25 protein-coding genes and 1 riboswitch are annotated in these 20,785 nt (G+C 65.8%); of the genes, 9 read left to right on the top strand and 16 right to left on the bottom strand.

Features of this window, described 5'->3' with window-relative positions:
• Positions 1-377: 377 nt before the first annotated feature.
• The 5 genes from RH91_RS18025 to RH91_RS18005 form a co-directional block, all read right to left on the bottom strand.
• Positions 378-1,079, bottom strand: a complete 702-nt coding sequence (locus RH91_RS18025) for a glutathione S-transferase family protein (protein ID WP_010164523.1) — start codon at positions 1,077-1,079, stop codon at positions 378-380.
• Entirely contained in the window at positions 1,076-1,870 is a 795-nt protein-coding gene (locus RH91_RS18020; RefSeq protein ID WP_010164522.1) for an HvfC/BufC N-terminal domain-containing protein, read from the bottom strand. Before RH91_RS18020 ends, RH91_RS18025 begins: the two co-directional genes overlap by 4 nt.
• The gene (gene bufB / locus RH91_RS18015; protein ID WP_010164521.1) at positions 1,867-2,709 is read right to left on the bottom strand and encodes an MNIO family bufferin maturase; all 843 of its coding nucleotides are present in this window, start codon (positions 2,707-2,709) and stop codon (positions 1,867-1,869) included. The genes RH91_RS18020 and bufB (RH91_RS18015) overlap by 4 nt, the downstream gene beginning before the upstream one ends.
• Before the next feature lie 149 nt (positions 2,710-2,858).
• Entirely contained in the window at positions 2,859-3,506 is a 648-nt protein-coding gene (locus RH91_RS18010) for an NrsF family protein (RefSeq protein ID WP_010164520.1), read from the bottom strand.
• A 131-nt stretch (positions 3,507-3,637) separates the two neighbouring features.
• Positions 3,638-4,612, bottom strand: a complete 975-nt coding sequence (locus RH91_RS18005) for an alpha/beta fold hydrolase (protein WP_010164519.1) — start codon at positions 4,610-4,612, stop codon at positions 3,638-3,640.
• 131 nt (positions 4,613-4,743) lie between these two features.
• On the opposite strand from RH91_RS18005, the gene RH91_RS18000 reads away from it, so the two are divergent.
• From RH91_RS18000 to RH91_RS17990, 4 genes are all read left to right on the top strand, one after another.
• Positions 4,744-5,625 (top strand): LysR family transcriptional regulator, encoded by an 882-nt coding sequence (locus tag RH91_RS18000; protein ID WP_010164518.1) that lies wholly within the window; start codon positions 4,744-4,746, stop codon positions 5,623-5,625.
• A gap of 59 nt (positions 5,626-5,684) precedes the next feature.
• Complete coding sequence (locus RH91_RS22595; protein WP_157136967.1) at positions 5,685-5,822, top strand: hypothetical protein; 138 nt, start codon at positions 5,685-5,687, stop codon at positions 5,820-5,822.
• Between the two features lie 11 nt (positions 5,823-5,833).
• Entirely contained in the window at positions 5,834-6,559 is a 726-nt protein-coding gene (locus RH91_RS17995) for a DUF1223 domain-containing protein (RefSeq protein ID WP_010164517.1), read from the top strand.
• Positions 6,560-6,793: 234 nt separating this feature from the next.
• Entirely contained in the window at positions 6,794-7,789 is a 996-nt protein-coding gene (locus tag RH91_RS17990) for a hypothetical protein (RefSeq protein ID WP_010164515.1), read from the top strand.
• On the opposite strand, the gene RH91_RS17985 is transcribed toward RH91_RS17990, so the two are convergent.
• From RH91_RS17985 to RH91_RS17970, 4 genes are read right to left on the bottom strand one after another with little or no spacing between them, the layout of a single operon-like run.
• Positions 7,774-8,238, bottom strand: a complete 465-nt coding sequence (locus tag RH91_RS17985) for a DoxX family protein (protein WP_010164513.1) — start codon at positions 8,236-8,238, stop codon at positions 7,774-7,776. The two genes, RH91_RS17990 and RH91_RS17985, sit on opposite strands and share 16 nt — an antisense overlap.
• 10 nt (positions 8,239-8,248) lie before the next feature.
• Positions 8,249-8,968 (bottom strand): HvfC/BufC N-terminal domain-containing protein, encoded by a 720-nt coding sequence (locus RH91_RS17980; RefSeq protein WP_010164511.1) that lies wholly within the window; start codon positions 8,966-8,968, stop codon positions 8,249-8,251.
• A complete protein-coding gene (gene bufB / locus RH91_RS17975; RefSeq protein WP_010164509.1) occupies positions 8,961-9,794 on the bottom strand; it encodes an MNIO family bufferin maturase in 834 nt (277 codons plus the stop codon). The genes RH91_RS17980 and bufB (RH91_RS17975) overlap by 8 nt, the downstream gene beginning before the upstream one ends.
• Before the next feature lie 11 nt (positions 9,795-9,805).
• Complete coding sequence (locus tag RH91_RS17970) at positions 9,806-10,084, bottom strand: BufA1 family periplasmic bufferin-type metallophore (RefSeq protein WP_010164508.1); 279 nt, start codon at positions 10,082-10,084, stop codon at positions 9,806-9,808.
• Between the two features lie 228 nt (positions 10,085-10,312).
• Here RH91_RS17970 and bufA2 point away from each other — a divergent pair, with 228 nt between their 5' ends.
• A complete protein-coding gene (bufA2, locus tag RH91_RS17965; RefSeq protein WP_026046686.1) occupies positions 10,313-10,591 on the top strand; it encodes a BufA2 family periplasmic bufferin-type metallophore in 279 nt (92 codons plus the stop codon).
• Positions 10,592-10,743: 152 nt separating this feature from the next.
• Here the strand turns inward: bufA2 and RH91_RS17960 are convergent, their stop codons facing one another.
• The 4 genes from RH91_RS17960 to RH91_RS17945 form a co-directional block, all read right to left on the bottom strand.
• Complete coding sequence (locus RH91_RS17960; RefSeq protein WP_029624048.1) at positions 10,744-12,102, bottom strand: voltage-gated chloride channel family protein; 1,359 nt, start codon at positions 12,100-12,102, stop codon at positions 10,744-10,746.
• Positions 12,103-12,125: 23 nt separating this feature from the next.
• Positions 12,126-12,202, bottom strand: a riboswitch (Fluoride riboswitch).
• Positions 12,203-12,357: 155 nt separating this feature from the next.
• A complete protein-coding gene (locus RH91_RS17955) occupies positions 12,358-12,999 on the bottom strand; it encodes an NrsF family protein (protein ID WP_010164505.1) in 642 nt (213 codons plus the stop codon).
• On the bottom strand, positions 12,989-13,525 hold the full coding sequence (locus RH91_RS17950; RefSeq protein WP_010164504.1) for a sigma-70 family RNA polymerase sigma factor: 537 nt from the start codon (positions 13,523-13,525) through the stop codon (positions 12,989-12,991). Before RH91_RS17950 ends, RH91_RS17955 begins: the two co-directional genes overlap by 11 nt.
• Positions 13,526-13,714: 189 nt before the next feature.
• Positions 13,715-14,659, bottom strand: a complete 945-nt coding sequence (locus tag RH91_RS17945) for a helix-turn-helix domain-containing protein (RefSeq protein ID WP_010164503.1) — start codon at positions 14,657-14,659, stop codon at positions 13,715-13,717.
• Positions 14,660-15,006: 347 nt separating this feature from the next.
• Here RH91_RS17945 and RH91_RS23500 point away from each other — a divergent pair, with 347 nt between their 5' ends.
• The 4 genes from RH91_RS23500 to yghU all read left to right on the top strand — a co-directional run bounded on the left by RH91_RS23500 (position 15,007) and on the right by yghU (position 17,031).
• Entirely contained in the window at positions 15,007-15,132 is a 126-nt protein-coding gene (locus tag RH91_RS23500; protein WP_269724674.1) for a hypothetical protein, read from the top strand.
• 28 nt (positions 15,133-15,160) lie between these two features.
• Positions 15,161-15,823 (top strand): peroxiredoxin-like family protein, encoded by a 663-nt coding sequence (locus RH91_RS17940; RefSeq protein ID WP_010164502.1) that lies wholly within the window; start codon positions 15,161-15,163, stop codon positions 15,821-15,823.
• A 7-nt stretch (positions 15,824-15,830) separates the two neighbouring features.
• Positions 15,831-16,088: a hypothetical protein gene (locus RH91_RS17935; RefSeq protein ID WP_010164500.1), complete on the top strand. Its 258-nt coding sequence runs from the start codon at positions 15,831-15,833 to the stop codon at positions 16,086-16,088.
• Positions 16,089-16,155: 67 nt separating this feature from the next.
• Positions 16,156-17,031 carry a glutathione-dependent disulfide-bond oxidoreductase gene (gene yghU, locus RH91_RS17930; protein ID WP_010164498.1) on the top strand — a complete coding sequence of 292 codons (876 nt, stop codon included), beginning with the start codon at positions 16,156-16,158 and terminating at the stop codon, positions 17,029-17,031.
• Positions 17,032-17,163: 132 nt separating this feature from the next.
• Here yghU and RH91_RS17925 read toward each other — a convergent pair whose 3' ends face one another.
• Genes RH91_RS17925 through cysD form a run of 3 tightly spaced genes read right to left on the bottom strand, consistent with a single transcriptional unit; the run spans position 17,164 to position 20,785 of the window.
• Positions 17,164-17,913 (bottom strand): 3'(2'),5'-bisphosphate nucleotidase CysQ, encoded by a 750-nt coding sequence (locus RH91_RS17925; protein ID WP_232283550.1) that lies wholly within the window; start codon positions 17,911-17,913, stop codon positions 17,164-17,166.
• Positions 17,914-17,921: 8 nt separating this feature from the next.
• Positions 17,922-19,841 carry a sulfate adenylyltransferase subunit CysN gene (gene cysN, locus RH91_RS17920; protein WP_010164494.1) on the bottom strand — a complete coding sequence of 640 codons (1,920 nt, stop codon included), beginning with the start codon at positions 19,839-19,841 and terminating at the stop codon, positions 17,922-17,924.
• Positions 19,841-20,785 (bottom strand): sulfate adenylyltransferase subunit CysD, encoded by a 945-nt coding sequence (gene cysD, locus RH91_RS17915; protein WP_081469583.1) that lies wholly within the window; start codon positions 20,783-20,785, stop codon positions 19,841-19,843. Before cysD ends, cysN begins: the two co-directional genes overlap by 1 nt.

Below are 20,785 nucleotides of genomic sequence, written 5' to 3'. Positions count from 1 at the left end.
AGGCGCGGGAGATGCCCGGAGGCGGGGAGCGAGCGGCGTATGTTCAAGGGAGGATCCGATAGACCGGGGGAGTCGCACGCACTTCTGACGCGACCGGCAAGACGGAAACGATCGTTTTTCGCCGAAACTCGTGATCTTTTCGACGAACCCGGTCCGGCAGACGGCGCACTGCACCGAACCGTGCAGCGCGCTTTTCGCGGGCGCGCGGACGAAGCATTCCGGCCGATGGTCGAGGAACTTCTGCCGGATCGCGGCCAATGGTGACCAGCCTGCCTACCGGCAAGCCGCCGCCTGCGGCACCATGCGGGGATGATGCGGACGATGACGCCGATTGCGGGCCAGTCATCACGCGCTACGCCGGGTGAAACGCGGTTTCGTCATGCGTCCCTGGAATAATTCGACGGGAAAAGCGCGCGTCTGGTTTCTTCGTCGTTGGTCGCCTTGAACGGATGATCGCCGCCCACCGTACGGGCGCGCTGCGCGGCGGGTCGTGCGTCGATGCCCGCGAACCACGCCTTGATGTTCGGATAGGCCGCGAGGGGATCATCCGATCCCGACAGGACGACCCCGGCGCGTTCGATCCAACCCCAGGCGGCCATGTCCGCGATCGTGTATTCGTCAGCGACGATGAAGCGCCGGCCAGCGAGATGGGAGTCGAGCACCTCGTAATGGCGCTCCGCCTCGCGGCGGTACCGGTTCACGGCATATTTCAGCTCAGGTGCCATCCGTTCGAAATGGACCGCCTGGCCGGAAAACGGGCCGAGACCCGAAGCAACGAAGAACAGCCATGAAAGGAGTTCGGGGCGATACTCCGGATCGCCCAGAAACCGCCCGCTCTTTTCGGCGAGATACAGAAGGATGGCGTTGGAATCGAATACACTGGTCGCTTTGCCGCCAGGCCCCTCGGGATCGACGATCGCCGGCACTTTCCCGTTGGGATTGATCGCGCGGAACGCCGGGAGATGCTGTTCGCCCTTGCTCGTATCCACTGGCACCAGCTCATACGCGATACCAGCTTCCTCGAGCAGCAGTGCCACCTTGGCGGGGTTGGGCGAGGGATGGAAATAGAAACGGATCATGCACGGTCTCCTGTTGCGGGTGCGGTTACGCCAGGCGGTCGACTTTGTCGGATGTCCGCGATCAGACCATCCTGCAGCCAGGACGACAGGCATCGGCCCGCGACCAGGACCGCCTCCTCCATGCCGATCGTTTCCGCGAGGCGATCGCACAGTCGGGCAAAGCTTTCTCCGGAGGCGGCAAGCCGGATCGCGTCCGTCTCGGTGCCTTCGATCGTCGCGAAATGGGGCTGCAGGTCGAAACGCCAGACCCGCACCCAGGCCGGTTCCGGCAGTATCCGTGCGGCGGGCACATCCTCGCTCGCGGCGATCGCCGTCCAGATTGCACCGCAGTTCGTCGTCACCGGCAGCAAGGCCAGCGTCGGGACGAAGTGAATGACCGCATCGTCCCAATCGATCTCGATCAGCCGAGCCGGAGCGAACGGCGCCGCATCGGCACCGTCGAACGCGCGCCGTAGCGCCCAGTCGAGCGCAGCGATTTCGGCGACCTCCGGATCGTCGGGATAGAGCGCGTTGATCGTTTCGGCGAAACCGACCCCGTAATCGCTCAATATCCAACTCGTCGGTGCGTGGCGGTCGATATGATGCCGCGCCGCGGATGCGAAAGCGTCGTCTCCGAGCCACGCCCAAAGCCGTTCGTAGCTGTCCTTCAGACAAGCGACGAGCTGCGCGCGATAGGCGTTGTGGTAGACCGCAAGGCCAGGTCCGGCGCTGCCGCTCACGGCAACGGGAAGATCGGTCGGTTGGTCGAGCAGGAAGTCCACGAACGTCCGCTGCAGCGCGAGCAGGCTCATGCCGCGACCGCCATCGCTTCGGTGGCGATCCGGCGGGCGATATCGAGCTCGTCTAGCAACGCCGCAAGCGGCGGGATAGCGTCGTCGCGTTCGATCATCGTGGCAACCGGTCCCAGTCGCGGATAGATCCGGCTGAACAGGTTCCAGACCGGATCCGATACCGGCTGATCGTGTGTGTCGATCAGTCGTTCGCGCCCCTGGCTGTGGCCCGCGAGATGGATCTGGCGGACGCGATCGACGGGGACGCCCGCCAGATAGTCATAGGGGTCGAAGCCGTTGTTGGTGCCGCTCACATAGATATTGTTCACGTCGAGAAGGAGATGACAGCCGGTGCGCCGGGTCATCTCGGTGAGAAACGCCCATTCGGTCATCTGATCGTCGGCGAAGGTCAGATAGGTCGAGGGGTTCTCCAACACGAGCGGGCGTTCGAGCACGTCCTGAACATGGAGGATGTTGGCGCAAACCACGTCGAGTGCCTCTTCGGTGAACGGCAGCGGCAGAAGGTCGTGCGAATTGACATGTTCGACCCTCGACCAGCTGAGATGGTCGGACACCCAGAGCGGCTGGATTCGATCCGCCACCACCTTGAGACGCGCGAGGTAATCCAGCCGGACCCCGTCGGCGGAGCCGATCGACATCGAAACACCGTGCATCGCGACTGGCCACCGCTCGCTGACCTGATCGAGCACATGGAGCGGGCGGCCGCCGGCGACCATGAAGTTCTCCGAAATGATCTCGAGGAAATCCACCGGGACCGGGTCGGTCAGGAAATTCTGGAAATGCGGGATGCGCAGCCCAAGCCCGAACCCCTGAAACGGTGCGATCTCGACGTGCTGCACGGCTTGCCTCCAAATGGTGTGCCGGCTTGTTCCGGGGGATACCAGACCAGCAAAGAGGGACGTTCGAAGACTGGGCGTGGAAGGTTACACGGGCGAAGGACAAATTCGGCGCGTCCGCTTCGTCAACCGCAGGGCTCGAGCAGCCGATCTCACCAGCGCAGGAGACGCGGCCCCGCAACCGCGCCAAGCACCGTCGCAGCGGCGAGGCCGAGCGAGTACCAAAGCAGGACGAAGCCCGGCGAGCTTTCTGTGCAATGCAGCGCATAGGCTGTCGCCCCGGTGCCACCCGAGACGAGGCCCGCCGCCGCGCCTGCCGCCCGCAGTCGGGTCGGTGCCAGCCGCGTCATTGCCCCCATCAGCCCGACGAATACCGGCAGCGCAAGCGCGGCGACGTAGGTGGGGCATTGCCACCAGCTCGATCCCATCCAGAACGCCTCGGACTCGCTGGCCGGGGCCACGGCCCATCGCATCGCGGCGATTGCCGCCAGCGCCGCGACCGGGGGCCAGAGCAGCCTCGACCAGTGCAGCGCCGCCGCGTCGGGCTTGCTCAGCCGGTCAAGCGCCACGAACCCGAGCGCGGCGATCGACGCAGTGTAAAGCATCTTGATCCAGAACGCCGCGGTCGTGACGGCCGACGCCATGTCCGGCCGTGGACCAAGGCTGGGCCAGAACAGCACCGCGATCCCGGCGGCGACCGCGCCGGCGATCAGGCCGTTGCGGAGCAGCGTCCGGGGCGTGCCCCGCGGTATCGGGCGTAGTCGGGTGGATAATTCAGCAATCAGCGCTTCGGTGTTCATCAAATGCTCCGGCGATCCTCGGCCGACGGGCCTCCACGCCGCGAGTCTTGCCGGCATTCGGTCCACGGGGGCGAACGGTTACGCCGAACGAAAATTGCGTGTCCGTTGCCCCGCATCGCCATATCACCGCATCACTGCCTCGGCAGCGTACGTGCGAGGAAGTCGCGGATCAGCGGGACGATCTCGTCAGCCCGGTCCTCCAGCGCGAAGTGACCCGAGTCGATCAGGTGCAGCTCGGCCGCGGGGTTGTCGCGCAGGTACGCCGTGGCACCCGCGGCCGGGAAGATTTCGTCATTGGCGCCCCATACGAGGAGCGTCGGCGGTTTGCGCGTGCGGAAGAAGGTCTGAAATTCCGGATAGAGCGCCACGTTGGTGCGATAGTCGTAGAACAGATCGAGCTGGATCGCGTCGTTCCCCGGACGATCGAGCAAAGTCTGGTCATGCAGCCAGGTGTCGGGGTCGACCCGGCTCGGGTCCCTGACGCCGTTGACATACTGCCATCTGGTCAGCTCCGGGGTCAGCACCTTGCGCAGCGCGTTGCGATTGGCCGGCGTGGGATTGGCCCAGAAAGCCTCGACCGGCTTCCAGAAACCCTGGATGTTGTCCTTATAGGCGTTCCCGTTCTGGACGATGAGGCCGGTGATCCGGTCGGGGTGGCGCAGCGCGAGCCGGAGACCGACCGGGGCGCCATAATCCTGAATATAGAGGGTATACCGCGTCGCACCGAGCTGTCCGAGCAGGGCTTCGGTGACATCGGTCAGGTGCGCGAAGGTGTAAGCGAAGGTGGCGCGATCGGGCGCGCTGGAGCCGCCGAAACCGGGATAATCGGGCGCGATGACGTGGTAGCGGTCGGCGAGCGCGGGGATCAGGTTGCGGTACTGGAAGGACGAACTGGGAAAGCCGTGCAGCAACACTACGACGGGGGCGTCCTTGGGACCGGCCTCCCGGTAGAAGATGTCGAGACCTTCGACCTTGGCGGTGCGATAGTGAATGACCGTGCTGGCGGGGAGGGGGGCGACTTCCCCGGCGGGGGTGGCGTCGGCGCTGCCGGGTGCTCCCAGCACGAGCGATGCGGCGGCCAGCGTGCCGAGGGCGACGGTCTTCATGCTCTTCTCCTTGAGAGGAATGGCTTCGATGCCCTGTTCTGGCTCAACACGAACCGAACGATAATCGGATAAGATCGCACTTCATTGTTGCGGTTTGCGATGATAATCGCGTGTCCTCATCTGGAGGGACCATGGACCGGCTGCGAACCCTGCGGATCTTCATCAGCGTCGCCGAGCATGCCAGTTTCGCGGAGGCCGCGCGGCGTCTCGGCCTGTCTCCGACGACCGTGACCCGTACGATCGCGGCGCTGGAAGAGAGCCTCGGCGTCCAGCTGTTGATGCGGACCACGCGAAGCGTCCGGCTGACCGAGGACGGCACGACGTTCCTGGAACGGGCCCGCGCGGGCATCGCGGAGATCGACGGTGCCTTCGACGCGGTTCGCGGGAGCAAGCAGGCGCCGAGAGGGCTGCTGACGGTGACGGCGCCCGTCATGTTCGGACGTCTTCACATCCTGCCGGTCGTGGCGGAGATGCTTCGGCTCTATCCCGACCTGCAGGTTCGATTATTCCTGCTCGACCGCGTCGTTCGCCTCGTGGAAGAGGGCGTCGACATCGCGGTCCGGATTGCCGACCTGCCGGACAGTGCGCTCCACCGGCGAGTCATTGGAGACGTGCGCGCCGTCTTGAGTGCCAGCCCTGCCTATCTGGAGGGCCGCGGTGTGCCGGCCACGCTGGCCGATCTGCGGCATCACGAGGTGATCGCACTCGAGGACGAGTTGGGGCCTCACCGGGGGCGGGCGGGGCAGTCGGGCCGGCGCGGGGAAATACCGCGCCTCTCGGTCAACAGCGTGGACGCAGCGATCGCCGCCGCGGTTTCGGGCTTCGGTATCGTCCGGACCCTGTCGTACCAGGTGGCCGATCACATCGCTGCGGGACGGCTCCGCACGATACTTGCCGGCGATCCTGCGCCGTCAGTACCCGTATCGCTCCTGTTCCAAAGTGGCCGCAGCGATCGACCCAACATCCGCGCGTTCAGCGAGGTCGCGCGCCGGATGTTGGTTACCCTATTGTAACCGGACCGTTCGCGCGGGCGAAGTCCGTGGCATCGTTCCCGAGTTCAAGGGGTATCCCGATGAACCCGCAGTCCAGCCAACGGATGCTTTCCGCGGCGCTCCGCTGTGTCGGTTCGGATGCGACGCGCGATGCCGTGCTGGCGGTCGCGGTCGTTCCGTTCGCGGGAACGATGCCCCCCGCGATGCCGGGACTCTGACCGAGGAATGTATGATGCGGACTCCCTACGTCATTTTCGCCCTGCTTGCCGTAACCGCCGGAAGCGTGGCTGCGGTCGAATCCAGCCGTGGTGCGACCCAGCCGGCTGCATTGCGCCACGGCGGCCCGGTGCTGGTGGAGTTGTACCAGAGCCAGGGCTGTTCGAGCTGCCCGCCGGCGGATACGAACGTCAACGCGCTCGCCGACCGGCCGGATGTCGTCGCGCTGTCGTTCGGCGTCACCTACTGGGATACGCTTGGCTGGCGCGACACCTTCGCGAAGCCGGGTTTTACCGAGCGGCAATGGGACTTCGCCCGCTTCAATCACCGGGGTAATGTCGCCACGCCGCAAGTGTGGATCAACGGCAACAGGACGATCGTCGGCAATAACCGAAACGAGCTGGAGGCCTCGATCCGTACCGCCTCGGCCGAAGGACCCGCATTGGCCATCCGCGGCGGCACCGTCGCCGTCGCGGCGGGTCGGTCGCCCGCGCGGGGCGCTGATGTCTGGGTTGCGACGTTCGACCCGCGAACCGTGCAGGTCGCGATCAGGGCCGGCGAAAACGGTGGCCGCACGATCCCGCACCGGAACATCGTTCGCCAACTGACGATGGTGGGCCACTGGACCGGCCCCTCTGCGAAATATGCGCTTCCGCATGCGGCACCGGGTCTAGCGACGGCGGTGTTCCTGCAGGCCGGGCGCGGCGGGCCGGTGATTGCAGCCGTCAAGGCGAGCTGAGGCGTAACGCTCACGCCGTTGCGACCGGTCCGCCAGTCGTTCCTCGATCCCGGAAGCCCGATCATGGCCCTCGCTCGTTTCTTGCCGTTGACCGCCCGGAGGTTCGTCGCCGCACCGCCTCAGGCGCAGCGGGCACGTCGGGTCAGCCTAAGCGCGCTCAGGACCACCTGCGTTGCTAGTGATATCGATTCCGTTCAGGGCAGGACGTTTGCTGCTCCCGCGTTGCGGTGAGGCATGGCCCGGATCGATCGACGCGCCGTCCTGCTCGGCCTGGGTGCGGTGGCCGCCGGTGGCACGTCGCTCGCCGGGACGGGCACCGCGCCCAGCTATGACGATCCCGATTCCCTGTACGCCGCGCTGCGCAGCCAACCCGGGCAGGACCTCAAGATCGGCGGCGGGACGATCACCATCGTCTTTGCCGATGGCGCTCCGGGGTTGGCGCGAGGACCCGTATTGTCCTGGATCCGCACCGCGGCGATGGCGCTTACGGCCTATTTCGGCAGGTTTCCCGTGCGCGATTATGGCTTGCTGATCATCGCCGAACCCGGCGATCGCGTCGGGCATGCCACGACCTACGGCTACGCCGGTTCGGCGACGCGGATCCACGTCGGCAGGGACGCCGGCCGCGCGGCGTTCGACCGTGACTGGGTGCTGGTGCACGAGCTGGTCCATAGCGCCTTGCCCGATCTCCCCCGCCGCGCCCTTTGGCTGCAGGAAGGCAATGCGACCTATGTCGAGCCGATCGCCCGCGCGCAGATCGGCCAGCTTTCGCCGCAAACGCTCTGGAAGGAAGCGGTCGCAGGCATGGCACAGGGAAATCCGCAGCCCGGCGACGCGGGCATGGACGGGACGCAAGCCTGGAGACGCCTGTATTGGGGCGGAGCGCTGTTCTGGCTGCTAGCCGAGATCGGCATCTATCGGGCCACGAATGGCACGCGTTCGCTCCGCGACGCGCTTCGGCGGATCAATTCCGTCAGCGGCGGCAACACGGCGAGCTGGTCGCCCGAGCATCTGATGATGGTCGGAGACGCGGCGATCGGGGCAACCACGCTCATCGACCTCTACACCCGCTTCGCGACCACCGCCGTGTCGACCAACCTGGTCGACCTGTTTCAGGAGCTCGGGGTTGCACCCGGTGCCGATGGCGAGCCGGTCTTCGACAACCGCGCTCCGTTGGCGAAACTGCGCGAGCGGATCACGGCGCGTGACGGCGATCAGTCGGCGGCATAGTCCCGTGCCTTGCGCTCGCGCGCCGGGTCCAGGCCCAGCAGGTGATCGAGCGAGATCTTCCCGCCGCCACGGAAGATTATTGGAAGCAGCAGGCCCGCCCAGCTCAGGTGCGTCGGCCACGCGTCCGGGTAGACGAACACCTCGATGACCGTGGTCATGCCGAGCAAGCCCAGGGCCGCGACGCGGTTGAACAGCCCGAGCACCAGCAGGATCGGGAAGAGATGCTCCTGATCTGTCGCCAGATGCGCCGCGACGTGCGGCGGAATCAGCGGGATCCTGTAATCGGTCTCGAAGAGCGTGTACGTGCTGTCGGTGATGTGCAGCAGGCCGTCGACCTTGGTCCGCCCCGACAGGAAGAACACCGCCGCCACGCCAAAGCGTGCCACCAGCAACAGGAGCGAACCGGGAAGCCGGTCAAGCTGCGCGCAGAAACGGGCGTAGCGATTCATGTCATTTTCCTCATCGAATGTCTTGGACGAATGCCCCGGCCGACAGCAGCAGCGCGAAGATCGCCGCAACGTCTCCGCCGTCGCGTGACGCACCGGTCGCGGCCTCGGCGAGCGTCTTGCCCGCAAGGAAGGCCTGGGTCGGCGCATCGATGACGCGAACCTCGACCGCGTCTCCCGGCCGCGTGACCAGCGCGATCTCCTGATCCCAGCGGATCGCGTCGAACGCGTCGGGTCCTGCGTCGGGCTGGTGCGCACGCCACAAGCTCGCAGCGGGTACGGATGCCTGCGCGATCCGCGTTGCAGGATGCCACAGCAGGGCGGCTTCCGGGTCGATGCCCCGCGCAAGTGCCGCTGCGTCCAGCGGCGGCTGGTCTGCTGCGAACAGCGCCTCGGTCACGAGACGCTCGAGCCCGGCGACGGCGCCGAGATACGGCGCCTCTGCGAACGGCGTCCAGACGTCGACGAAGGGGCCGAACCGCTCGCCATAAAGGCAAAGCCGGGGCTCGCGTGGCGGCGCGACCTCGACATAGGACGCGGCGCAGGCGGAGAATGCCGCCTCTCCCACCATCGCCGCCGTCACGGGATAATTGGCGAACAGCGCGTCGCTTGCCGCCTTGCGCGCGGTATTGCGGTGGATCGCGATCGCGCGTCGCATTGCCGGGTCGTTCGGCGGATCCGGGGCGGCAAGCATACTGCCGAAGGCGTGCTGAAACTCGGCGGCGTCACGCATCGATCGACATCCTCTGCTCGAGTAGGCGGTGGGCGCGGTCGCGCTCCAGCATCAGCGTCTGGAAGGGCGGAATTTCATCGTCGCGTTCGATCAGGGTCGGACGCGTGCCGATGCGGTCGATCAGGCGCTGATAGAGCAGCCAGACGGGGTCGGAGACCGGCGCATCGTGGCTGTCGATCAGCAACCCGCTCGCCGGGTCGGGGTCGGGTCGGTGGCCGGCCAGGTGAATTTCGCCGACGATCGCGGCCGGGATCGCGTCGATCCGGGCCTCCGGTGAAAAACGCAGGTTCGCGGCGCTGACGAAGATGTTGTTCACGTCGACCAGCAGACCGCATCCCGTACGCGCCGCTAATTCCGCGAGGAAGGTCGCCTCGTCGAGGTCGTGACCAGGCAGATCGACATAGAGCGAGGGGTTTTCGACCAAGATCGAACGACCGAGCGCGTCCTGCACGCGCGCGACGTTGCCCGCGGTGATGTCGAGCGCCTGGCGCGTTCGCGGAAAGGGTAGGAAATCGGCGTGATGCGCACCCGCCCACTTCTGCCATGCGAGATGGTCGGAAATGGCGGTCGGGCGGATCAGGTCGGAGAGGGTGCGCAGCCTGCGGAGGTGATCTGCGGCAGGGGGTTCCACCGACGCCAGCGAGAGGCCGACGCCGTGGAGCGAGATCGCAAAGCGCTCCGCGAGCGCGGCAAGCGCGCGCAGCCGCGGCCCCCCATCGACCATATAGTTTTCGGCATGCACCTCGAACCACAGGCCCGGGCTTCGCGCGGTCAACGCTTCATCGAGATGCTCAAGCTTGAAGCCCAGGCCTGCGGTCATGATCATCCGACGGCTCCTCAGGCGCCGGGCGTGAGCGAGCCGAAGCCGCCGGGAGTCTTGATCTTGGCGCAGGTGCCGGCCGGTACGAGCTTCCAGGCATCCTTCTGATAGTTGATCTTCGAAGTGCCCGCGCAGGTTGTGCCCGCGCCAGCCTTGCAGTCGTTCTTGCCGGCCTTGGCGACACCGTAGCATTTTTCCATCGGCTTGCTCGCCTGAGCGTGCGCTGCCGTGGTGGCACCCGCGGCAAGGGACGCAAGAAGCAGGGCGCTGATTGCGGTGGTGGAACGCGTGTTCATGTAAAGTCTCCAGTCCGCCTCACGTACGGCGCCCCAAGGACGGGACGCCGCACGATGGTCCGGGAGGCTGACGGGGTCGGACCATGCCGACGAGTCCGCCCGAACAGGCGTCGCGGTTACACGATGGTCCAAGGAATAGATTTCATGCCGGCCTGTAACCGGCCGTATTCGGGTGGCGAAATCTTGGGTGCCACTCGGCAAGACCACGTCTCAATCCAGGAGTTTGCTATGAAGACCTTCAAGACCGGCGCCGCCATCGCGTCTGCCGCCGCCATGCTCGCCTTCGCCGGTGTCGCTTCCGTAAGCCCGGCTCAGGCTGCTGGTGCGCACGCTTCGGGCAAGGTGCAGCCCTGTTACGGCGTCAATTCCTGCAAGGGGCAGTCGGATTGCAAGTCGGGCACTCATGACTGCAAGGGTCAGAACGACTGCAAGGGCCAGGGCTTCAAGGACATCTCCGCCAAGTCGTGCGCAAAGATGGGCGGTAGCCTCACCCCGACGGCGAGCTGAGCGCGCGGCCACCCCCTTACGCACGAAACCGTCCGGCGGCGTAACGCGGCCGGGCGGTTTTGTGCGTCTTCAAACTCGCGGTCACATTCCGTCGCAGGATTGGCTCGCGCGTCATCGCCGCGATCGACCCCCGTGCAGGACAATCGCAACGGCTAACGCCCGACGGGATCGGACCTGGCGCGGTGCGCCCGCGCGTCGCGCAGGGTTGCGTTCGGAGGAAGACCGGTCGCTGACACCTTCGGCACGGCGACCCGCTGCGACAGGTAGATGCCGCTGTGGCCCGAGCAGAGGTAGGAGACGAAACAGGCCACCGCGATCGGCACGGCATACGTGGCACCGAACAGCTCGATGCCCATGAAGGTGCAGGCGAGGGGGGTGTTGGCGGCACCGGCGAAGAGGGCGACGAAGCCAAGCGCGGCGAACACGCCCGTCGGGACGCCGAACAGCGGGGCAAGCGCGTTGCCGAGTGCCGCGCCGATGAAGAACAGCGGCGTTACCTCGCCACCCTTGAAGCCGGTACCGAGCGTTACGACCGTGAACAGCAGTTTTAATGCCCAGCTCCACGGGTGGGTGTCAGGTCCAAAGAAGCTAGCGATGGTGAGGCCATCAGGCATCGCCGCCAGCGTGCCAAGGCCGAGATAGTCGCGCGTGCCCATCACGAAGACCAGCGCGATGACCGCGATTCCGCCGAGGACCGGGCGCATCGGACCATAAGGCACGCGCCGCTTGAGCCATGCGCCGAGCGCATGGTTGGCTTCCGCAAAGGCGAGGCCGACCAGCCCAAACGCCACCCCGGCAACAGCGGCCTTCGCGACGAGCAAAGCATCGACCGGCACCAGCGCGTCGATCCGGTAGACGCCGTGGTGGATGCCCCAGCCGAGACACGTCCAGTCACCGACGAGCGCCGCGACCAGGCATGGCACCAGCGCGCGATACTCGACGCGTCCGATTGCCAGCACCTCCAGCGCGAAGACCGCGCCGGCGATCGGCGTACCGAACACCGCACCGAATCCGGCCGCGATGCCCGCCATCAGTAGGACACGCGTGCCGTCCGCATCGAGTTTGAGCGCGCGGCCGAAGCCACTGGCCACGCTTCCGCCCAGTTGGACAGCGGTGCCTTCACGCCCGGCCGAACCGCCGAACGCATGCGTCATCACCGTACCGAAGAGGATCAGCGGTGCCATCCGCAGTGGCACCCCGCCCCCCGGCTCATGGATCTGGTCGACGATCAGGTTGTTGCCGCCCTCCACCGATTGGCCGGTCAGGTGGTAGAGCAGCCCGACAACAAAGCCGCCCAGCGGCAGCAGGTAGAGCAGCCAGGGCCACGCGAAGCGCAGTCGGGTAACGGCGTCGAGGCTCCACAAGAAGGTCGCGCAGAGCGTCCCGACGAGAGCGGCCATCGGGACCAGGATCAGCGCCCAGCGCATGACGGAGATGGCATGACCGTGGCGGGTACGCGCGAACGCCGAGACGTTCATCCGGCCAATGAGAGTAAGAAAGCGAGCGTGCACGATTCCTCCTTGCTGCCTTGCGGCGCCAAGTAGGAATCATCAGCTCTTGCCAGAGCGGTTCGGCCCCATCGCCCGGCGGAAATCCATCGCCGTCGCGCGCCCTATGGAAGGCACGGCCTCAGTCGTCAACGCCGTCGGTCTGGAACCTGAACCGACACTTCCCGACGTCGCGATGACATCGTCGTCCGTGGTCTGCCAACGGCGCCTTGCGTGTCCGTCGCCCGAACAGGGGCGGCGCGCGCCATTCGGCCGATCCTACCAGCGTGACAGCAAGGGAAGGAGGGCACGCGTCGGCAACGTAATGGCGAGGCAGCCCAGGGCGTACCAGAAAACGATATAGAAGGGATCGTCGCTCGGGCAGTGGAACGCGAAAATGAAGGCGCCCCACGCCGCCGCGGCAACGCCGACGGCGGCTGCGCTTGCCGCATGATCGGTGGGTGCGCCGCGGCGCATCATATATCCGAGCGCAATCACGGGTGGAACCGAAAGGACCGTCATCACGGTCAGGCATTCGACACCCATCCGCCACATCAGTCGCCCCATCAGTCCCTCCAGGCCGAGGCCGGCAAAATTGAGCAAAGCGCCGGCAAGGACGATCCCCGCAAGCGCAAGCGCCCAGCGGCGAAGCCCCTTTCGTGGTGAGGACACCGGGCTGAAGGACCGCAAGGCTACGCCGATGCCAAGGATCGCGAGAATGCCGAGCCCCGCCATCTTCCACCAGAAGGCGGCGCGACCGAGCGCTGCGCCGATATCGGTCCGCAACGTGCCGAGCGCCAGGAAAGCGACGAGTTCGATGATCGCCAGAGCGAGGAGGATGACAATCCTGGGGCCGAACTTCGGCCGGCGTACCGGACGAAGATCGTCTACCAGCGTATCGATCAGTGCATCATTCGACATCGGTTTGCTTCTGAATAATCGCGGCGAGCCGCGCCAGCCCGCGATGGATGTTCACCTTGATCAGCGATCCGGACTGGCCGGTCCTCTCGGAAGCCTCCTCGACCGAAAAACCCTCGATCTTCACGAGCCGAATGGCTTCGGCCTGGGCGGGTTTCAACTCGGTCATCAAGCGTGCCAGGACGATCGAGCTGGTCACGCTGCTCTCATGGTCGTCGACGGCGATCTCCTCGGCCAGTTCCTCCGTTCTCGAGCGGCTCATCGACCGCAGGCGATCGATCCACTTGTACCGGGCGACAGCCATCAGCCACGGCTTGAAAGGCCTGCCGGGATCGTAGGTGTGGCGCTTTTCATGGATTGCGATCAGCGTTTCCTGAACGGCATCGTCCACCATCGCGGGGGGAAGGCGTCGCGCGTAGAAGCCCTTCAGCCAATGCCGGACTTCGTCGAGAAGCCGGCGATAGGCGGCGGCATGCCCGTCCTGGGCCGCAGCCATCAACTGGCCCCATTGGTCGATGGTCTCGCTCATCGACGCGTTCCCCGGTGCCGGGGCTGCGGCACCGGCGAATGGTCGAGGCGCGAGGCGGGGTCGGGGTTGCACGTCCCGTCGTTCGGTCGGACGAGCGTGCCGGTTACAGCCCCGGCAAAAACAAACCCCCGCCCAGAGCAGCGCCGCCCCCGTCGGACGCATTCTGGTCGGGGGGTCGAGGGCTCTGGATTAGCTCGCATCCCGGGCCTCCCCGCTCTGGCGCATCCGGGTCGGATCGATGCCGAATGCGGTACGAAAGCTGCGACTGAAATGGCTGCGGCTGGCGAAGCCAACATGATGGGCGATGTCGGCAATCGAAAGCTCGGTCGACAAAAGCAGGTTCCGCGCTTTGTCGAGGCGCGCATGGGTCACGAATGCCATCGGTGGCGATCCCAACGTCTCTGCAAAGACTTTTGCGAATTTGGACCTGCTCATGCCGGCGGCGCGAGCGAGGTCGGTCAGGCTATGGCTGGAAGCCGGGTCTTCGACGACGAGCGCCACCGCCCGGGCCAGAGACGGCCGCTCGAACAGGCCGGGGAGGACGTTGCGTGCGCCGAGCTCCTGGACGGAGCGACGCAGCGCCAGAATCAGGCACGCTTTCATCAGCGCGCCGATCAGCGCCTTGCTTCCCAGGGACGCGACGCCCGTTTCACGAAGGATCGTCGAGAAGGCGACGCCGACGACCGGCTCGTCGGCGATATGCGAATGGATTGGCGCTTTCAGTCCTTCAAACGGCCCGAACGATCCGCCGATGTCGGCCTTGATCTGACCGCAGGCGACGAGGACGCTGCTCGCGCTTCCCGTCGTGGCGTCATACTGCACCAAGCCATCGCGCCGCTTGCTGCACGTCTCTTCAGGGCTGAAGACATCTGAGGGGCTTGCCGACCCCCCGATCACCTGGCTGACATGCGCCGGCACCAGCACCATGCTGCCAGTCGGTGCCGTGATGAAGGTGCCGTCCTCCAGGCCGAGATAGAGTGTCCCTGCGAGCACGAAATGAACTTCTATCTTGTCGAGCGGCTCGATCGCGATCGCCGAAGTCGTGGTGAAGGCACAGACCGCGAACTCTTTCACGTTCACCGCGAGCGCTGCGAGAATCTGGTCGATCGCTGTAGTGTTCATGATTGCCATCATGTGCGGTTTTGTCGTGATGATCCCAGACGTTTCGCAACGAAATGATAAATTCGGATGATGCGGCACGTCACTGGATGATCCGGCACGCTGGGCACTGGAACGGCGGCGATTGGAACGGGGGCAGGCCCTTGCGCCGTTCTCAGGCAGCGGGGCGGGCATCGACCGCGCATTCACGACCTTGGCGGAGGCTTCGAGCGGGTGCGATCGCTCGGTCCGTCGGCCTCTGTATATTCCAATTCTGCATAGATCATATCGCCTCAGCCCGCCTTCTGGATGAGCGGTGAAGGGATCATTCAGGTGGCAGGCGAGCAGTCCGGCTGGCCCCGAACCCCTCAGGGAGACCGACCATGACGATCACCGGTTTCGATCCTTGCGACGCTGCAACCGCCATCCGCAAGTTCGCCCCGACGCTGGCTGGCCTCTCCAGCTTCATGCTCACCGCGCTGGTGCTGCTCGTTTCGCACCACGCCTGAACGGCTCCGTTCGCCGAAGGAATCCACGATGTCACTCCAATCCGAACTTCGCGCCCTCGACGCCGATCTGTTGACGACGATGCCAGCCTGGATCGCGGCGGCGATGTTCCAGGCCGATCTCGCCCTGAGCGGGTCGGGTATCTTCGAGACCGCGGTGAAGGCGGGCGACCAGGCACCGGACTTCGTGCTGACCGAGGCACGGGGGGGTGTCGTGCAGCTATCCCATGCGCATGCCGCTGGCCCGGTGGTGCTGAGCTTCTACCGCGGTGGCTGGTGCCCTTATTGCAACCTCGAGCTGCGCGCCCTTCAGGCGATATTGCCTGAATTCGAGGCGGCCGGCGCGACGCTGATCGCCGTCTCGCCGCAGACGCCGGAGGAATCACTGAAGACGGTCGAGACGAACGACCTCGCGTTCCCGGTGCTGAGCGATATGGGATCGCGCGTCGCCCGATCCTTCGGGATCGCGTTCGACCTCCCCGTCGCGTTGCGGCCGATCTTCACCAGCCTCGGCCACGCGCTGCCGGACCGCAACGGTGACGAAAGCTGGGTGCTTCCCCTGCCAGCAACCTTCGTCATCGACCGGGGCGGGAGCATCGCCTTCGCGCACACGGATGTCGATCATCGCAACCGGCTCGAGCCCGCCGCGATCACGGCCACGCTGTCGGCGCTCGCCCGCAGCAAAGCGGCATAGGTGTCGCATGGGACACGCCGCCCTCAGCCAGGCCCATCGGCTTTACAGCTTTTCGGAGACGATTCTCGTTTCGTTCGCGCAGGCGAATATCCCATATGCGATAGAGATCCTCCTGCTGCTTCAATTCGCCGACCTTCTGATCGCGCGGGCCCTTGCCAATTTCGCGACCGCCTTGCCCGGTCTCTCGCACTGGTTTTCCGTGCTCGACGCGCGCCCAGCGGACCGGACCCCGGCCGCGAAGACCAGCGCCCTCAAGGTCGGCTAGAGCAGCGCTAGGTCTATCGGCGACTCAATCTCGACACCATATCGTGACCCATCATCAGGAGTACATCATGTCTGATCAGCCGGAATATAGCCCCCCCAAGGTGTGGACCTGGGACAAGCCAAACGGCGGGCAGTTCGCCGCCATCAACCGCCCCATCGCCGGGGCAACGCTCGACAAAGACCTTCCGGTCGGCCGGCACCCCTTGCAACTCTATTCCCTGGCCACGCCCAACGGCCAGAAGGTGACCATCCTTCTCGAGGAACTCCTCGCGCTGGGGCACGAGGGGGCCGAATATGACGCCTGGCCGATCCGCATCGACCAGGGGGATCAGTTCGGCAGCGGCTTCGTCGCGGTCAATCCCAACTCCAAGATACCGGCGTTGCTCGACCGTTCGGAGCCCACGCCGATCCGTGTGTTCGAATCCGGGGCGATCCTGACCTATCTGGCCGAGAAGTTCGGGGCATTCCTGCCGACCGATCGGGCCGGTCGCGCGGAGACGCTGTCGTGGCTCTTCTGGCAGATGGGCAGCGCGCCCTATCTCGGCGGGGGCTTCGGCCACTTCTACGCCTACGCGCCGACCAAGATCGAATATGCGATCGACCGCTTCGCGATGGAAACCAAGCGTCAGTACGACGTGCTCGACCGGCGACTGGCGGAAACGCCCTATCTGGCGGGTGACGACTATACGATCGCCGACATCGCGGTGTGGTGCTGGTATGGCAACGTCGCGCTGGGCCAGTTCTACGGGGATGCAGCGGAGTTCCTCGCGTTGCACGAATATACCAACGTCCAGCGTTGGGTGGCTGCCATCGCCGCGCGCCCGGCGGTGCAGCGCGGAAGGATCGTGAACCGCTTCACCGGCGCGCCGTCCGACCAGCTGCATGAGCGGCACGACTCGAGCGATTTCGACCTGCGTACCCAGGACAAGATCGATATCGCCTGATCGCCATGCGACCTGACGGGGCCTGACCGCCGCGCTTCGATCCAGCAATGTCGGGGCGCGGCGGACATGTCCGCCGTGACGTCTGGCGTCTGGCGGGAGCCGAGGTCTGGCGGAAACGGCCGGGGAGGGACGTCAGCCGACGGGGTTGTCAGCCGGACGCCCGCGCAACGCCGCAAACACTGCGGGCACCAGTTCGGCGCGACAGATCAGCAGGTCGGGCATGTAGACGTCGCGCCGGTTGTAGACGAGCGGGGAGCCGTCGACCCGGCTGACATGCAGCCCCGCCGCCGCGGCGACCGCGACCGGCGCGCAACTGTCCCATTCATATTGCCCGCCGGTGTGGAGGTAGATTTCCGCTTCCCCGCGCACGACCGCCATTGCCTTCGCCCCGGCAGATCCCATCGGCACGAGCACCGCGCCCAGCGCGGTCGCCACCGAGATCGCCTCGGCCGCGGGGCGGGAGCGGCTGACGACCATGCGCAGCGGCGTCTGCATTGGCAGCAGCGGGGGGGGCGCGTCGCTTCTCACCGTCACGCCGAGACCCGGCAACGCGACCGCGCCGACCGTCGCGACGCCGTCGATCGCGAGCCCGACATGCACCGCCCAGTCGGACCGTCCCTCGCCATATTCGCGCGTCCCGTCGACCGGATCGACGATCCACACCCGCTCGCGCGAAAGCCGGTCGGGCGAGTCCTTCTCTTCTTCCGATAGCAGGCCGTCGTCAGGGCGTTGCTCGCGCAGCGCGTGAATGAGGAACTGGTTCGCGGTCTGGTCGCCGGCCTTGCCCAGCGTGTGCGCCGAACACATCCGCGACTCCCGGACCGTCAGCAGCAACGCGCCGGTGACCTGTGCGAGATGCGCCGCAAGCGCGCCATCGGTCATCGCTTCGCTCATTTGAGCGGCAGGATCTGGCGGACGATGAACTCGGCGGCTTCGACCGGGGTCATTGCGACGGTGTTGACGCGGATGTCGGGGTGGAGCGGTTGCTCATACGGACTGTCGATCCCGGTGAAGTTCTTGAGCGCCCCCGCGCGCGCCTTCTTGTACAGGCCCTTGACGTCGCGCTGCTCGGCGACTTCAAGCGGGGTGTCGACGAAGATCTCGACGAACTCTGCCTCGGGGAGCATCGCGCGGACCATGTCGCGGTCCGCCCGGAACGGCGAGATGAACGCGGTCAGCACGATCAGCCCGGCATCCGTCATCAGCTTGGCAACCTCCCCGACGCGCCGGATATTCTCGATCCGGTCCGCCTCGGTAAAGCCGAGATCCTTGTTGAGTCCGTGCCGCACATTGTCGCCGTCGAGCAGGAAGGTGTGCCGGTTCATCAGGTTGAGCAGCTTCTCGACCTCGTTCGCAATGGTCGATTTGCCCGCACCCGACAGGCCGGTGAACCACAAAACGCGCGGCGTCTGGTTCTTGAGCCGGGCGTGCGCGTCACGGCCGATGTCGGTCGCCTGCCAGTGGACGTTCTGCGCGCGCCGCAGAGAGAAGTGCAGCATCCCCGCCGCGACCGTCGCGTTGGTGAGCTTGTCGATCAGGATCAGCCCGCCGAGCGTGTGGTCGTGCGCATAGGGTTCGAACACGATCGCGCGATCGGTCTGGAGTTCCGCCACGCCGATCGCGTTGAACTCGAGCGTCTTGGCGGCGAGATGCTCCATCGTGTTGACGTTGACCTGATATTTCGGCTCGCGCACCGTCGCGGACACCGTTTGCGTGCCGAGCTTGAGCCAGTAGGAGCGGCCGACGACGAGCGGCGCATCATCCATCCACACGATCGTCGCCTCGAACTGGTCCGCGGTTTCGGGGGGCGCGTCGGCGGTGGCGATGACCTGACCGCGCGAGCAATCGATCTCGTCGGCGAGGCAGAGCGTGACCGACTGGCCCGCGACGGCTTGGTCGAGATCGCCGTCGAGCGTGACGATCCGGGTGACGGTCGACGTCTTGCCGCCCGGAACGACGCGGATCGCATCGCCCGGCCGCACCGTGCCGCGTGCGATCTGGCCCGAGAAGCCGCGGAAATCGAGATTGGGCCGGTTGACCCATTGCACCGCCATCCGGAAATCGCCCGTACGGTCCTCGTCCACGCCGAGCTCGACGGTTTCGAGATGCTCCATCAAGGTCGGGCCGGCGTACCACGGCATGTTCCCGGACGGGTTCGAGATATTGTCGCCCTTGAATCCCGAGATCGGCATCGGCGTAAACGTCGTGATCCCGATGCTGTCGGCGAAGCTGCGATAGTCGGCGAGGATCGCGTCGTAGCGTGCCTGGTCGTAGCCGATCAGGTCCATCTTGTTGATCGCCACCACAAGGTTCTTGATGCCGATCAGATGCGCCAGATAGGAATGCCGCCGGGTCTGCGTCAGCACGCCCTTGCGCGCGTCGATCAGGATTACCGCGAGGTCCGCGGTCGACGCGCCGGTGATCATGTTGCGGGTGTACTGCTCGTGCCCGGGCGTGTCGGCGACGATGAACTTGCGTTTCTCGGTCGAGAAGAAGCGATAGGCGACGTCGATCGTGATGCCCTGTTCGCGTTCGGCGGCGAGGCCATCGACGAGCAAAGCGAAGTCGATCTCCTGCCCCTGCGTGCCGACCCGCTTCGAATCCGCTTCGAGTGCGGCGAGTTGATCCTCGAAGATCATCTTCGAATCATAGAGCAGCCGCCCGATCAGCGTCGACTTGCCGTCGTCGACCGAGCCGCAGGTGATGAAGCGCAGCATCGTCTTGTGCTGGTGCCGGTTAAGATAGGCGTCGATATCCTCGGCGATCAGCGCTTCGGCCTGGTAGACCTGCTCCGCAGCGGTGGTGGCCATCAGAAATACCCTTCCTGCTTCTTCTTCTCCATCCCAGCGCCACCCGCATCCTTGTCGATTGCGCGGCCCTTTCGTTCGGACGTGGTGGTGAGCAGCGTTTCCTGGATGATCTCGGGGAGCGTGGCGGCCTTGCTCTCGACCGCGCCGGTCAGCGGATAGCAGCCGAGCGTGCGGAAACGGATCGAGCGCATTACGGGCGTCTCGCCGGGGAGCAGCCGGAAGCGGTCGTCGTCCACCATCAGCAGCATCCCGTCGCGCTCGACCGTGGGGCGGGGGGCGGCGAAATACAGCGGGACGATCGGGATCGCGTTGAGCTGGATATATTGCCAGACGTCGAGCTCGGTCCAGTTGGAGATCGGGAAGACGCGGATGCTTTCGCCCCGCGCCTTGCGGGCGTTGTATAGGTTCCACAGCTCGGGGCGCTGGTTCTTGGGGTCCCAGCCCTGGCTGGCGGTGCGAAACGAGAAGATCCGCTCCTTCGCGCGCGATTTCTCCTCGTCGCGGCGCGCGCCGCCGAACGCCGCGTCGAAGCCGTAGTGGGTGAGCGCCTGCTTGAGCCCCTCGGTCTTCCACAGGTCGGTGTGGAGCGCACCGTGGTCGAACGGGTTGATCCCGCGCTCGATCGCCTCGGGGTTCTGGTGGACAAGCAGATCCATCCCGCTTTCAGCCGCCATGCGATCGCGCAGCTTGTACATCTCCTGGAATTTCCAGGTCGTGTCGACGTGGAGCAGCGGGAAGGGCGGGGGCGACGGGTAGAAGGCCTTGCGCGCGAGGTGGAGCATCACCGCGCTGTCCTTGCCGACCGAATAAAGCATCACCGGCTTGTCGGCCTCCGCAACGACTTCGCGCAGGATGTGGATTGCCTCGGCCTCGAGCCGTTCCAGATGGGTCAGCGTTGCCACCGATGCCGCGGCCGCCGTCTCATCCCTAACCTGTGTCGCCAT

The sequence above is a fragment of the Sphingomonas sp. PAMC 26617 genome (assembly GCF_000242835.1).
In the GTDB taxonomy this organism is placed as follows: domain Bacteria; phylum Pseudomonadota; class Alphaproteobacteria; order Sphingomonadales; family Sphingomonadaceae; genus Sphingomonas.
The sequence above is the reverse complement of the archived record's forward strand: the minus strand, read 5'-3'. Positions and strand labels throughout refer to the sequence as shown.